This window comes from Pseudoalteromonas sp. 1CM17D (assembly GCF_023161805.1).
GTDB lineage: Bacteria > Pseudomonadota > Gammaproteobacteria > Enterobacterales > Alteromonadaceae > Pseudoalteromonas > Pseudoalteromonas atlantica.
The window spans coordinates 219,870-234,205 of sequence record NZ_JALNTP010000004.1; the positions used below are offsets into that span (position 1 = coordinate 219,870).

General features: G+C 42.2%; 14 protein-coding genes. 7 read left to right on the top strand and 7 right to left on the bottom strand.

The genetic code is table 11. From position 1 onward, the window contains the following. Window positions 1-81 precede the first annotated feature (81 nt). Genes cysG through cysQ form a run of 6 tightly spaced genes read left to right on the top strand, consistent with a single transcriptional unit; the run spans window position 82 to window position 7,049 of the window. On the top strand, window positions 82-1,509 hold the full coding sequence (cysG, locus tag MSC25_RS09725; protein ID WP_024032043.1) for a siroheme synthase CysG: 1,428 nt from the start codon (window positions 82-84) through the stop codon (window positions 1,507-1,509). Window positions 1,510-1,557: 48 nt separating this feature from the next. Further along, window positions 1,558-2,457, top strand: coding sequence for a sulfate adenylyltransferase subunit CysD (gene cysD, locus MSC25_RS09730; RefSeq protein WP_248443274.1), 900 nt, complete (start codon window positions 1,558-1,560; stop codon window positions 2,455-2,457). Continuing rightward, on the top strand, window positions 2,457-3,881 hold the full coding sequence (gene cysN, locus MSC25_RS09735) for a sulfate adenylyltransferase subunit CysN (protein WP_024032042.1): 1,425 nt from the start codon (window positions 2,457-2,459) through the stop codon (window positions 3,879-3,881). Before cysD ends, cysN begins: the two co-directional genes overlap by 1 nt. A gap of 31 nt (window positions 3,882-3,912) precedes the next feature. After that, a complete protein-coding gene (locus MSC25_RS09740) occupies window positions 3,913-5,643 on the top strand; it encodes an SLC13 family permease (RefSeq protein ID WP_248443275.1) in 1,731 nt (576 codons plus the stop codon). A gap of 33 nt (window positions 5,644-5,676) precedes the next feature. After that, window positions 5,677-6,273, top strand: coding sequence for an adenylyl-sulfate kinase (cysC, locus tag MSC25_RS09745; RefSeq protein ID WP_024032040.1), 597 nt, complete (start codon window positions 5,677-5,679; stop codon window positions 6,271-6,273). A gap of 5 nt (window positions 6,274-6,278) precedes the next feature. Continuing rightward, window positions 6,279-7,049, top strand: a complete 771-nt coding sequence (gene cysQ, locus MSC25_RS09750; protein ID WP_024032039.1) for a 3'(2'),5'-bisphosphate nucleotidase CysQ — start codon at window positions 6,279-6,281, stop codon at window positions 7,047-7,049. Window positions 7,050-7,288: 239 nt separating this feature from the next. Here cysQ and MSC25_RS09755 read toward each other — a convergent pair whose 3' ends face one another. The 3 genes from MSC25_RS09755 to MSC25_RS09765 all read right to left on the bottom strand — a co-directional run bounded on the left by MSC25_RS09755 (window position 7,289) and on the right by MSC25_RS09765 (window position 9,120). Further along, a complete protein-coding gene (locus MSC25_RS09755) occupies window positions 7,289-7,570 on the bottom strand; it encodes a hypothetical protein (RefSeq protein WP_024032038.1) in 282 nt (93 codons plus the stop codon). 98 nt (window positions 7,571-7,668) lie between these two features. Beyond that, window positions 7,669-8,031, bottom strand: coding sequence for a hypothetical protein (locus MSC25_RS09760; protein WP_248443276.1), 363 nt, complete (start codon window positions 8,029-8,031; stop codon window positions 7,669-7,671). Window positions 8,032-8,322: 291 nt separating this feature from the next. Next, window positions 8,323-9,120 carry an alpha/beta hydrolase gene (locus tag MSC25_RS09765; protein WP_348983533.1) on the bottom strand — a complete coding sequence of 266 codons (798 nt, stop codon included), beginning with the start codon at window positions 9,118-9,120 and terminating at the stop codon, window positions 8,323-8,325. A gap of 426 nt (window positions 9,121-9,546) precedes the next feature. Between MSC25_RS09765 and MSC25_RS09770 the strand changes: the two genes are divergently transcribed. Then, a complete protein-coding gene (locus MSC25_RS09770; protein ID WP_248443278.1) occupies window positions 9,547-10,818 on the top strand; it encodes an aromatic amino acid transport family protein in 1,272 nt (423 codons plus the stop codon). 82 nt (window positions 10,819-10,900) lie between these two features. Here the strand turns inward: MSC25_RS09770 and speD are convergent, their stop codons facing one another. From speD to astD, 4 genes are all read right to left on the bottom strand, one after another. Next, window positions 10,901-11,713, bottom strand: a complete 813-nt coding sequence (speD, locus tag MSC25_RS09775; RefSeq protein ID WP_004588193.1) for an adenosylmethionine decarboxylase — start codon at window positions 11,711-11,713, stop codon at window positions 10,901-10,903. An 88-nt stretch (window positions 11,714-11,801) separates the two neighbouring features. Continuing rightward, window positions 11,802-12,215, bottom strand: a complete 414-nt coding sequence (locus MSC25_RS09780; protein WP_004588192.1) for an OsmC family protein — start codon at window positions 12,213-12,215, stop codon at window positions 11,802-11,804. Between the two features lie 149 nt (window positions 12,216-12,364). After that, complete coding sequence (locus MSC25_RS09785) at window positions 12,365-12,712, bottom strand: DUF3802 family protein (protein WP_004588191.1); 348 nt, start codon at window positions 12,710-12,712, stop codon at window positions 12,365-12,367. A 140-nt stretch (window positions 12,713-12,852) separates the two neighbouring features. Further along, window positions 12,853-14,322 (bottom strand): succinylglutamate-semialdehyde dehydrogenase, encoded by a 1,470-nt coding sequence (gene astD / locus MSC25_RS09790; protein ID WP_029774138.1) that lies wholly within the window; start codon window positions 14,320-14,322, stop codon window positions 12,853-12,855. Window positions 14,323-14,336: the final 14 nt, after the last annotated feature.

Consider the following 14,336-nt stretch of genomic DNA (forward strand, 5'->3'; position numbering starts at 1 on the left):
TTTTACTTACTAGTGCGCGCTATATTCTGCCACCTGCTCAATAGCGTTTTATTTTAGATTTTACTTAGAGGTGTTAACCACGTGCAGTATTTACCTATCTTTACCAAACTCGACAATAAACCAGTGCTGGTTGTTGGCGGTGGAGAGGTCGCATTACGCAAATGTCGCGCGTTTTTAAAAGCCCGCGCAAATGTAACCTTAGTGGCACCTTGGTTTTGTGATGAACTAAAAGAACATGCACAAAACAATGAAGTAACGCTTATTGATGCCTATTTTGATGAGTCGCACCTTGATGGCAAAATGCTGGTTATAGCAGCCACAGACTTAGACGAAGTAAACAACAATGTATTTGAGCTAGCAAACGCACGCAATGTATTTGTAAATGTGGTTGATGACCAACCTAAATGTACGTTTATATTCCCATCAATTGTAGACCGTGATCCAATAACCATAGCTATTTCAAGTGCAGGCACCGCGCCAGTACTTGCTCGGCGACTACGTGAAAAGCTCGAAACGTTAATCCCACAACACATTGGCCCACTGGCTACTTTAGTTGGCAGTTTTAGAGACAAAGTAAAACAGCGCTTTAAGCACTTTGCCGATCGCCGCCAGTTTTGGGAAGGCGTGTTTGATTCATCAGTCGTAAGCAAAGTGCAAACAGGTAATACCGATGCAGCACAAGCACAACTAGAGCAAATGCTTGATGCCAAAGCCGAGCCAGAAGGCGAAGTATATGTAGTGGGTGCAGGCCCAGGCGACCCTGAGCTTTTAACACTTAAAGCATTGCAGTTAATGCAGCAAGCCGATGTCGTTGTATACGACTATTTAGTGTCTGATGAAATTATGGAATTAGTACGCCGTGATGCCGATTTAGTTTGCGTAGGTAAGCGTATGGGCGATCACAGTGTAGCGCAAGAAGATACCAACCAAATGCTGGTTGATTTTGCCAAGCAAGGCAAAAAAGTATGTCGCATTAAAGGCGGCGACCCATTTATTTACGGCCGTGGTGGTGAAGAAGTACAAGTACTAGCTGCCAATAACGTTAATTATCAAATAGTACCGGGTATAACTGCCGCCGCTGGTTGTAGCGCGTATGCGGGTATTCCGCTTACTCACCGCGACCATGCACAAGCCATCCAGTTTGTAACAGGACATTGTAAAAAAGATGGCCAAGAGCTCGATTGGCAATCGCTTGCTAAAGCGCATCAAACTTTAGCTATTTATATGGGCGTTATTAAATCGCCACATATACAGGCTCAGCTTTTAAAACATGGCCGTAGCGCTAATACGCCAGTTGCCATAATCGAAAACGGCACGCGCAAAAACCAGCGTGTTGTTACGGGGCAATTAGGTGAGCTTGCAGATTTAATAGAGCGCAACAGTGTTGTATCGCCAGCATTACTTATTATTGGCGAAGTAGCCGCCCTGCACTCGCAGCTTGCGTGGTTTGGCCAAAACGAGCAAACCAGTAGCTTTGCTCAGCCGCTAACCGGCGTATCAAATACATAATTATATTTTACTTAATCACTTTTAATCATTTTAGTAGGACGACTAACAATGGCTTTAACTCACCTTCAGCAACTTGAAGCTGAAAGTATCAAAATCATGCGCGAAGTCGCCGCTGAGTTTGAGAACCCAGTAATGCTTTACTCTATTGGTAAAGATTCATCGGTACTTTTGCACTTAGCGCGTAAAGCATTTTACCCTGCAAAAATTCCGTTTCCGTTATTACACGTAGACACCAACTGGAAGTTTCGTGAAATGATTGAGTTTCGCGATCGCCTTGCAAAAGAATACTGTTTTGACCTGCTGGTACACAAAAACCCAGAAGGCATGGCAATGGGCATTAGCCCGTTTGAGCATGGCTCGGGTAAACATACCGACATAATGAAAACCCAAGGCTTAAAGCAAGCGCTAGATAAATACGGCTTTGATGCTGCATTTGGTGGCGCACGCCGCGATGAAGAAAAGTCTCGCGCTAAAGAGCGTGTTTACTCGTTCCGCGATAAACACCACCGCTGGGACCCTAAAAACCAACGTCCAGAGCTTTGGAATACTTACAACAGCCAAGTTAACCCAGGTGAGAGCATTCGTGTATTCCCACTGTCTAACTGGACCGAGCTTGATATTTGGCAATACATTTACCAAGAAAACATTGAAATGGTTCCGCTTTATTTAGCGAAAGAGCGCCCAGTAGTAGAGCGCGACGGCACCTTAATTATGGTTGACGATGAGCGCATGCCACTTGCTGAGGGCGAAGTACCACAAATGAAGTCGGTACGTTTTCGTACTTTAGGCTGTTACCCACTTACCGGTGCAGTTGAATCTACAGCCAGTAACCTAACAGAAATTATTGAAGAAATGCTGCTATCTACGTCATCTGAACGCGAAGGCCGTGTAATAGATCACGACTCAGCAGGCTCAATGGAGAAGAAAAAACGTGAGGGGTATTTCTAATGTCTACCAATACTAACGACACCATTAACGAAGTAAAAGAGATTGGCATAGACGCCTACCTAGCACGCCAACAAGATAAAAGCTTATTGCGTATGCTTACCTGTGGCAGCGTAGATGACGGTAAATCAACACTGATTGGCCGCCTACTGCACGACAGCCACCAAATTTATGAAGATCAGCTAGCTGCTCTTCATAAAGATAACGAAAAAGTAGGTAACGCAGGCGAAGAGCTAGACTTAGCGCTACTAGTAGATGGCCTACAAGCTGAGCGCGAGCAAGGTATTACTATTGACGTAGCGTACCGTTATTTTTCAACGGCTAAGCGTAAATTTATTATTGCCGACACCCCAGGGCACGAGCAATACACACGCAACATGGTAACAGGCGCATCAACAAGCGATGTAGCCATTATTTTGGTTGATGCCCGCTACGGTGTGCAAGTACAAACTAAGCGTCATAGCTTTATTTGTGACTCGCTAGGTATTAAACAGTTTGTGGTCGCGATTAATAAAATGGATATCGTTGATTTTGACGAAACCGTTTATGAAAAAATCAAAGCCGATTACCTTAAATTTGCTGAGCAACTTAACGTATCAAACATTAAGTTTGTGCCTATGTCGGCGCTTAAAGGCGATAACGTAGTAACCCGCTCTGCTCATACGCCTTATTACACTGACAAGCCATTGCTTGAGCTTTTAGAAGACTCACCAGCGGCCGAAACCGATACCGGCTTTGAAGCTCGCTTACCTGTGCAATATGTAGTGCGCCCTAACTTAAACTTCCGTGGTTTTCAGGGCACATTGGCATCAGGTAAATTACAAGTTGGCGATGCAATAAAAGTATTACCGTCGGGTAAAACATCAAGCATTAAAGAAATTGTGACCTTTAATGGCAACCTAGATCACGCAGAGGCCGGCCAAGCAATTACCGTTACCCTAAATAGCGAAATTGATATTAGCCGCGGCGATGTCATTGTGCCGCAAAGCTCAAGTGCAACGGTTACTAATCTTATACAAGCTAAACTTGTGTGGATGCACGAAGAGCCGCTGGTACTAGGTAAAAGCTACAACATTAAACTAGGTAGCAAAAATACATCAGCCGTGGTTAAAAAGATTGACCACACTATTGATGTAAACACTTTAGAGCACGGCACAGCCGATTCACTTCAGCTAAACGAAATTGCCATTGTCACGCTTGAACTAAGCGAAACAATATTAGCTGATGAGTATCACAACAACCACGAAACTGGCTCATTTATCCTTATCGACCGTTTATCTAACTTAACGGTTGCCGCAGGTATGATTGAGCAAGTACTAAAAAGCGAAAAACAAAACAGCGATTTCAGCGACTTTGAAATTGAGTTTAATAGCTTAGTACGCAAGCACTTCCCACATTGGCAAGCGCTTGATATTTCAAAACTGTAAGTATAAAAATGTCTGTTAGGAATATAAAAGCATGGTAGAGCAGCTCGTTTTAACAGGCATTATGCTTACTTTAGTTGGGTGCCTTTTTGGCACCCGCATTAATCCAGCATGGTTATTTGTAAGCGCTATTGGTACGGGTTATTTAACAGGCCTGATTGACCTTGAAAGCATGTTAGTAAACTACGCAAACCCGTCGCTCATTACCCTCGTATTATTAGTGCTGGTTTCAATCGCTATTGAAAAAACCACACTCATACAACAGCTTTCCCAATCGTTATCTAAAGGGAGTTTAGTAAAGTCGGTAACAAAGCTTGGTTTATCAACCGCGTTTTTATCGTCATTTACTAACAATACCGCGGTTGTGGCATCGCTTATCACCGCCATAAAAGACAACCCAAATCATTCACCCTCAAAGCTACTATTACCGCTGTCGTACACCGCTATATTAGGCGGCACCATTACACTTATTGGTACATCAACCAATTTAATAGTGAACGGTTTTGCCGTAGATGCAGGCATGGCGCCACTGGGCTTTTTTGATTTTACCTTAGTGGGCATTGGCGCATTAAGTGTGGGCCTCATTACTATTTTAGTGATGCTCAAATACCTGCCCGACAACGGCAAAAACACACAAGAGGTTATTCCCTTTTACTTAGAGGGAAAAGTGCAGGCAGACTCTAAACTTATTGGCCGCACCGTAGAAGAAAACGGCCTACGCGATTTAAAAGATTTATTTCTCGCCGAAATTATTCGTGGCGATGAGCGCATATACGCAGTAACACCTCAGCAAATTATTAGACAAAACGACGTACTGCTGTTTGTTGGCGATATTAAATCGGTGCCCTTATTAAGACGCTTTGACGGATTAAAAGTGGTGCACGACAACCACGAAAAAGACATAGAACACTTAGTTGAAGTGGTTGTAAGCCAATCATCAAAGTTTATTGGCAAAACCGTAAAAGAGGCGCGTTTTAGAGAGCAGTTTCATGCCGCTGTTATTGCCATTCGCCGAGGGCACGACCGCTTACAAGGCGGCCTTGGGCAAGTGCAATTGCAATTGCAAGCCGGCGACTCCTTAATACTCGCCCCAGGTAAAAACTTTTACTCTTTACCTAATTTAAACCGCGAATTTGTGTATATATCGGGGTTTGACTTACAAACACATCTAAAACCTAAACAATCTAATATTGTATTGGCAGGCTTTGCCGCCGTGTTAGGGTTAAGCATTGTAGGTATAGTTCCTTTAGTAAAAGGCCTGCTGGTGTTACTCATTGGCTTATTGCTTAGCGGTACAGTTAAACTGAGCGAAGTAAAACGTCGCTTTCCCATTGAGCTACTCGCCGTTGTAGGCAGTGCCATAGGGCTTGCTAAATTAATGATAGAAACCGGGCTTGCCGGGCAAATATCAGATGCCCTATTTATGGTACTAGGTGATTTTGGCCCTTATGGCGCGTTTATCGCCATATTTTTAATGACCGTATTATTCACCGAGCTGATTACTAATAATGCCGCAGCAGCGCTTTCATTTCCTGTGGCTTACTCGCTAGCAGTGGGTTTTAATGTAGACCCACTGCCCTTTATTATGGCGGTAGCGTTTGGTGCATCTGCCAGTTTTATATCGCCGTTTGGGTATCAAACAAACCTTATGGTTTACAGCGCGGGTAACTACCGCTTAAAAGATTACATAACAATGGGCTTGCCCCTTTCTATTATTTATTCAATCACGGTATTAACCTTGATCCCGCTCGTATTTCCTTTTTAATACGGGCGCTTACAGTACAAGAGACACACCACTATGGATGAAAATATTGTTTGGCATAACTACGCAACCACAAAAGCACAGCGTAGTGAGCAAAAAAAGCATAAACCGGCCATCTTATGGTTTACCGGTTTTTCTGGCTCTGGCAAAAGCACCGTAGCAAATGCATTAGAAGCGGCGCTTAATCAGCAAGGTGCGCACACTTACCTGCTTGATGGCGACAACGTACGCCACGGCTTATGTAAAGACCTTGGCTTTAGCGACGAAGACCGCATCGAAAACATACGCCGCGTTGGCGAAACCGCAAAACTAATGACCGATGCCGGCCTATTAGTGCTTACCGCGTTTATCTCGCCATTTAGAGCAGAGCGCGACATGGTGCGCAGCCTAGTCGATGACGGCGAGTTTATTGAAGTATTTATCGATACCCCGCTTGATGTATGCGAAAGCCGTGACCCTAAAGGCTTATACAAAAAAGCCCGTGCAGGTGAGATTAAACACTTTACCGGTATCGACTCAAGCTACGAAGTACCCAACAACCCAGAAATAATTTTAGATACCAGTAAAAACACCCTAGACCAATCGGTTACACAACTGATAACGTATCTAAAACAAAAGCATATTATAGGTTAACCCCAATGAACCAAACCGAGCTACTAGAAGAAACCCTCATCCTTGCCCGCAAAGCAGGCCAAGCCATAATGGGGATTTACGAAAAGGACTTTAACGTTGAATACAAAGCCGATGAAAGCCCAGTAACCGACGCCGACTTAGCAGCTCATAAAGTCATTGTTACAGGGCTAAAACAGCTCACCCCCGACACACCTATACTTAGCGAAGAAAGCGCTGATATAAGCTGGGACATTCGTCAAACATGGAAAAGCTACTGGTTAGTAGACCCAATCGACGGCACTAAAGAGTTTATTAAAAAGAACGGCGAATTTACCGTAAATATAGCCCTAATCGAAAACGGCAAACCTGTGCTTGCTGTCGTTGATGCGCCCGCGCTTGGTGTATCGTACTTAGCCAGTAACGACATTGGCGCGTTTAAAGACAAAGGCGATGAGCGTATTGAGCTTAAAGTAACCACCAAACCTAATAAAGGGTTAATCCGCGTGGTTGGCAGCCGCTCACACCCATCACCCGATTTAGCCGAGTTTGTAAAACGCTTTGACGACGTTGAAATGGTCTCAAAAGGCAGCTCACTAAAATTATGTTTAGTGGCCGAAGGCAGCGCCGATATTTACCCGCGCTTAGGCCCAACCTGTGAGTGGGATACGGGAGCTGGCCATGCTATTGCTGAAATAGCCGGCGCTAAAGTAACCAAGCTCGATGGCAGCCCACTTATTTATAACACCAAAGATGAGTATTTGAATCCGTATTTTGTAGTGAGTGCGGTGGAAGAATAAAAGCTAAGAGCTTCGAGCTGTCAGCCTCGGGCAGCTCAATGTAAACCTAAACACCGTAGGTTGGGTTGAGTGGAACGAAACCCAACAAGTACCCGTTAACCATCCTCGCTATTTCGCACTAAAAAACTTGTCTACCAATTGATAAAGCGTACTGAAACACAGCAACGTTATAAACATACCAAGTGATAATATAACCTTTTCTTTTAGGGGTTGTTCAAGCTTTTGGGCTAATATGCTTTTTAAGAAATAAAGAAAGTAAAATAGGTGCACGCACCAATACCTATAATCAGCATAAAGAGCCGCTTTATTAAATTACCTTCAGTAGGAGAAATTTCCTCACCGGTATATGGTGCATAAATACTTCTATTTAATATAAATGCATAGATATATCTATAACAAAAGAAAAATACAAACACACAAAACAACAACTTTTCTACTGACTCAAAACCTATGAAAAAAGCAGCTCCTAACATAAACCATACTATGCCGAGCAATATAACAATGGCTTTCTTTTTATCCATACTGACTGCCTTTATTTATAAACTTTAATAGTCGTTTTAGTTAACATATTTGGACGTGTTGAAGCCTGTGAAAATCTAAGTAAGGTTTTTAACCTTTATTAAATTGCGTTGTTAGCGATGGAATTTATAGTCGGTAACCCTAACTTTTTGGCTATTGCTGCAAATTGAGCTTTTGTGTATGGCCCATAAACAAACTCCTTGTGTTCAGCAAACTTGTTATCTTTGATTTTATCAATATAGTAAAAAGCACAAGTTTTATGCGGACAAGCATAAACCGAAATATATTGCTCGTTAGACTTAATATTTATTGGTTCATCCAGTCGCCCAATATATGCGCCCTGACCAAGGCTGTAACCTAACCTTTTGGTACCGTCAATGTAATACTTTTTATAAGGTTGCTCCTTCCAAATTGGAGAACACCCACTAAGAAGTAATGTTATTAAAACTAAAAATGTTCTCACACACTTCCCTGCATTCTAGTAACTTGCTCAAATTACACCCTTATAGTTAACATGAGCGTGTTCTTATTTTGTGAACATCTATTAGTAACAAACTGTGTAAGTGTTTGCCAATTATAAAATTATATTAATCGAGGTATTTTACTATGTGTAAAAGAGTGTGGCATGAAGCAATACAGTGTTTTTAGCTTAAGGATAAAGACAAAAGAATGACCGTTTCCAATCAACAAGTGATGGCTATTATACGTTTTTAACACTTGCCATTGATTAAACGCTTTTTAAGAGCTACGACCTTTATCGGTTTTGCTGGGCGATAAACGCAAGCGAATGCTGATTGAATAAATCAGGGCGCTCTACGTTGCAAACATGGCCGCAATGGTGAATAGTTTGCAGTACGCTATTTTTATGGCGTTTAACCATTTCTTTAACAGGCCCAAGGAACATATGATCTTCCTTCCCCATAATATAGAGAATGGGGATATCGATATCTTTTTCTTTGAAATACTGCATTAAAGGATTTACGTCCATGGCTAGTTTAAACCACTTTATAAACTCTTTTTGGCATAAGCGTTTTGCTTCACGAACAAACAAAAGTCGAGATTCTTTATGGCGCTTTTTCGGCATCATAATAAAAGCAAATAAGCGATACAGCCACATATAAGGCAAGTAGTGTTTAAAAGTATTACCTAAATAAACCAAGGTATTGCTGCGAGTATTAAACCGAGTAACCGCTCCACCTAACACCATGCTAGAAACATATTGCGGCGCAATTTCAGCAATATTGCGAATAAGAATGGTGCCCAATGAAATACCAACAAAGTGTGCACTGGGAATGTTGTTATGATCTAGCACATCGATAATGTCTTTAGAGACCTTATTAAACGAATAATTATTATCAACAAAGTTTTGCACTAAGTTATTCGATTTACCGTGACCGCGAAGATCGAGCAACAACACATTATATTCTTTTTTATAAGCTTTAAGCTGTCGAAACCAAATTGCCGAGCTACCACCTGCGCCATGAACAAATACAACCCATGTTTTACTGGTTTCGTGCGCAAAAGTAGTATGAAAAAGAATGTCTTTGCTCATTGCAGTTAGCGGCCTGTTTACTTCGTTTGGCATATTTAATTGCAGGAAGTATAACGGAGTTTAGAATAAATCTCTTATGAAGTTCTAAGCAATGGCTTCTACTTAACAGATTTTATAAACAAACTTTGATTTTTAGTTGAAACCAATAAAAATGGCCTCTCCTATTTTCACGTTATGAAATCCGCCTCTTGGCTTTACCGCTCGAATGACGCTATGGCGTGTTGGGTTTCGCTTCGCTCTACCCAACCTACAACTGTGCTGGTTCGGGTATTTGTTTATTTTTACAGCGCTGTTTCGTATTCATGACACTTTTGGTGCAACGGCGTCTAATTAATTAGTCTACAACCCCCCTCAAAACATGAAAATTTTAGCTAAAAACTATATTCTTGCGCGCGATTATTATTTAAATAATGGATGAGTACACACATGACACCATCACAAGATGCAGCGCTTTCAAATGCATCAACAACAGGTGAACACACACCTACTTCTAAATGGAACCTGCACGATACGCAGTGGACGTTAAGCCTTTTTGGTACCGCCGTTGGCGCGGGCATTTTATTTTTACCTATTAACATTGGTATAGGTGGTTTTTGGCCGCTTATTATTATGGCGTGTTTAGCCTTTCCAATGACCTTTTTAGCACACCGTGGCTTGGCCCGCTTTGTGTTGTCGTCTAAAAACAAAGATTCAGATTTTACTGATGTTGTTGAAGAGCACTTTGGTGTAACGGCGGGTAGGTTAATCTCTTTATTATACTTTTTATCTATATTCCCCATTTTGCTTATTTACGGCGTAGGCTTAACCAATACCGTTGACAGCTTTATGGTGAACCAAATGGGCCTTGAGTCACCTTCTCGCGTGTTGCTTTCGGGTGTATTAGTTGCCGGTATGATTAGCCTAATGATGGGCGGCGAGCGCTTAATGCTTCGCGCGTTCGCTATTTTGGTCTATCCGCTTGTGGGGATTTTATTTTGCTTATCGCTCTATTTAATCCCTAGCTGGCAAATGCCTGATATGAGCTTACCTGAGGCGGGCAGCTTTACTAAAACGCTGTGGTTATCTATTCCTATTATTGTGTTTTCGTTTAGCCATGCGGCGGCTATTTCAAGCTTTGTGAACGTGCAGCGTGGGCATTATGGCAATCAGGCCACTAATAAGGCTGAGGCTATTTTAAAGCGCACTAGCTTACTACTTATTGTATTTGTACTGCTGTTTGTGTTTTCGTGCGTGCTTTCGCTTACTAGCGAGCAAATGGCGGCTGCTAAAGCGGCTAACGTATCGATTTTATCTTACCTTGCTAATATCACCAGTAACTCGTATATAGCGACTCTTGGGCCGCTGGTTGCCTTTATTGCGATTACGTCATCGTTTTTAGGGCACTTTTTAGGTGCACGCGAAAGCTTTACCGGTTTGGTGACTAAGCAAACCAGCTTAAGTGCAAAAGTAGCCGACAAAATTGGCGTATTAATTATGTTTTTTGCTATTTGGTTTTGCGCGGTTAAAAACCCAAGCATTTTAGACATGATGGATCAGCTCTCTGGCCCTATCATCGCGATGATTTTATTTATTATGCCAATGATTGCCGTATACAAAGTGCCTGCGCTGAGTAAATACCGCAACCGCTTAAGCACATTGTTTGTACTTGCTGTGGGCTCTCTGGCCGTATGCGCGCTTATTTACAGCATGCTTAATTAAGCGAATTGCTATAAATACCCTCACAAAAAATGGCGCTCACTGAGCGCCATTTTTAATACAACTAAATTACTTTTAAACTAATTTATTCTGCGTCTGGTAGGTTACGACCGTAGAATATTTCCTGCATTTCGCGGGTTAGTTTAGAGCGAATTTCTTCTTCTTCCTCATCCGACAGCTCATCAGTAGATAGGCCGAACAGGTAAGTGTTTAAGTCGGTTTCTTTTAACATCATTTTGGTGTGGAACAGGTTTTCTTGATACACGTTCACGTCCATCATTTGGTACGCTTCTTTGGTATCTTCTGTCATGAAGTTTTGAATCGAGTTAATTGCATGGTCAATGTAGTGTTTAACGCCGTTTACGTCGCGGGTAAAACCACGTACGCGGTAGTCAATGGTTACTACGTCTGACTCAAGGCTATGAATTAAGAAGTTTAACGCTTTAAGTGGCGAAATAATGCCACAGGTAGATACTTCAATATCAGCACGGAATGTACAAATACCATCATCAGGGTGTGCTTCTGGGTAGGTATGTACACAAATGTGGCTCTTATCTAGGTGCGCAACAACAGAATCTGGTAATGGACCTGGCGCTTCGTCAGCATCGTAATTTTGCTGCTCTTCTACCGGCTCTTCCGAAACCAAAATAGTCACACTTGCGCCTTGTGGTTCATAATCTTGGCGCGCCACATTTAAAATGTTAGCACCAATAATATCAACAACATCACCTAGTATGTCGGTTAGTCTATCTGCACTGTACTGCTCGTCGATATATTCAATGTATTCTTTACGTTGTTGCTCGGTCTTTGCGTAGCAAATGTCGTAAATACTAAAGCTTAAACTTTTGGTTAAATTATTAAAGCCATGAAGTTTAAGTTTATCGAAGGGTTTGTTCATGATAAACCAACCTATAAATTAGTGAAATCTGCACCTGCAGAATGAAAAGTTCGCGGATTTTATACGAATTTTCCTCACGGAAAAAGCGTTATTTTACCTGTTCTTGCACAACTTCGTGGCTGTGGGTAATTTCTACTGTTTTATCAAGCATTAAAGCAACAGAACAATACTTTTCAGCAGAGAGCGAAACCGCGCGCGCTAGGTGTTTTTCCGAGACATTATTGCCTGTAACAACAAAGTGTAAATTAATTTTAGTAAATACACGAGGTGCTGTTTCGGCGCGCTCTGAGCTTAGTTGTACTTGCACATCAGAAAAATCTTGCTTGGCTTTTTTTAAAATACTTACAACATCTACCGACGAGCAACAACCTACCGACATAAGTACCATTTCCATTGGACTTGGTGCAGCGCTGTCGCTACCGGCATCAAAAACTACATTGTGATTAGAATTAGAACGGCCAATAAAGGTGTCGCCTTCAACCCATTTTACATTTGCTTGCATGTGTTTATCTCTAAAAAAATTTTGTTGATTGTATAACAATCTGCAACGATACGTGAGCGCTGAGATTAAATTTAGTGGTGTTATTAATAAGGCGAGAAGTAATAGAAGCGCAGTCATTAGGTCATACTGCGCTGTGTTAACGGGTAACGTTAAGAGGTTTGTGTTACCGCGTTATCAAATAAGTTTTTAATAAGCCCAGCAAACTCATCTATAAATGCGTGTTGTTCAACCGTAACGGGTTGTGAGGTTATGCTGCTTAGTACTTCTTGTAAGTCGTAAACAATACCGTCTACCTCGCGTACTATTTGGCTGCGTTGTTCGGTATTAAGATTAGTATGTTGTTCACAAATTAGCATAACGTTATGCGCTATTACGTCTTCTATGAGTTCCATAACGGTAGGGGCACCGGGTTTGATTTCGCCTGGCTTCTCAAATAACGCTAAATTTTGAGTTAGATACATGATCAAGTCATCGTACCCTTGCCTGTCTAAAACCATTGTGATTTTCACCTTTGAATAACTAATTGCATAGATTTAAGCAGAAAGCGCCACTAATTACTAGCTTTGCGCGATACCAATACAAAAAAAGCAGCCTAAGCTGCTTTTCTCATTCTTTATAACTATAAATAGAACAGTAATTAATCTATTTTTAAGCCTGGGCTTAGTGTTGCTGGCATCGTTACTTTTTCAAGTTCTACCGAAGCTACAGGGTATGCACAGTAGTCGGCTGCATAATATGCGCTTGCTCTGTGATTTCCTGATGCGCCAATACCACCAAATGGAGCTGCACTTGATGCACCTGTAATCGGGCGGTTCCAGTTAACAATACCGGCACGAATACGGCGTAAAAAGTGATTGTAGTCGGCTTCGCTGTCGCTTAATAAACCTGCTGATAAACCAAAGCTGGTATCGTTTGCTTTATCAATTGCGTGGTCAAAGTCATCAAAGCGGAACACTTTTAATAATGGGCCAAAGTGCTCTTCATCTGGGAAATCGCTAATCGCTGAACACTCAATAATACCCGGTGTTACAAAACCAGTATTGGCTGTGTGCTCAAGCTCTACTAGTACTTCACCGCCAAGCTCAACAAGCTCGTTTTGTGCTTTTACCATGCCTGCTGCAGCCGCAGATGAGATCATAGAGCCCATAAATGGCTGATCTTCATCATCGTAGTTGCCTACTTTAATGGCTTTAGTTGCAGTGATAAGGCGCGCTAAAATGTCATCGCCTTGTTGGCCTTTAGGTAAAAATACTTTACGTGCACACGTACAACGTTGGCCGCTTGAAATAAACGCCGATTGAATAATATCGTGTACCGCGGCTTTAGTATCTGCCACATCTTTAATAATCAGTGGGTTATTGCCACCCATTTCAAGCGCTAAAATTTTACCTGGCTGGCCTGCAAACTGTTCATGTAAAATATGACCAGTACGCGAAGAACCTGTAAAGAATAAACCATCTATGCCTTTATGCGCAGCAAGGGCTTTACCTGTTTCTACTTCACCTTGAACAAGGTTAATTACACCGGCAGGTAAACCGGCTTTTTCCCATAATTTAAGCGTAAGCTCTGCCACCATTGGCGTAAGCTCTGATGGCTTAAATACCACGGTGTTACCGGCTAAAAGCGCTGGCACAATGTGGCCATTAGGTAAGTGCCCAGGGAAGTTATATGGGCCAAATACGGCAACTACACCATGTGGTTTATGACGGATCATCGCACGCCCTACCGGCATAGCGTTTTCAACGTCGCCAGTGCGCTCTAAAAATGCTTTTTCAGAAATGGCAATTTTACCTACCATTGCGCCCGCTTCTGTACGCGTTTCCCACAGTGGCTTACCGGTTTCTTGGGCAATCGCTACAGCAAGTTCTTCGCTGTGCTCTTTAAGTGTTGCTGCAAAGGTTTTAACTATCTCTAGGCGCTCGTTAAAGCTTTTATCTGCCCAGCTGTAAAATGCTTCGCGCGCCGAATTTACCGCGCTATCTACTTGCTCTGCAGTCGCTGAAGATGCCTGCCAGATAACGTCGTTATTTGCAGGGTTTACTGAATTAAATGCGTTGCCTTGGCCTTGTGACCACTGACCATTAATAAATTGTGCAGGATGAGTCATTATACTTTCTCCTT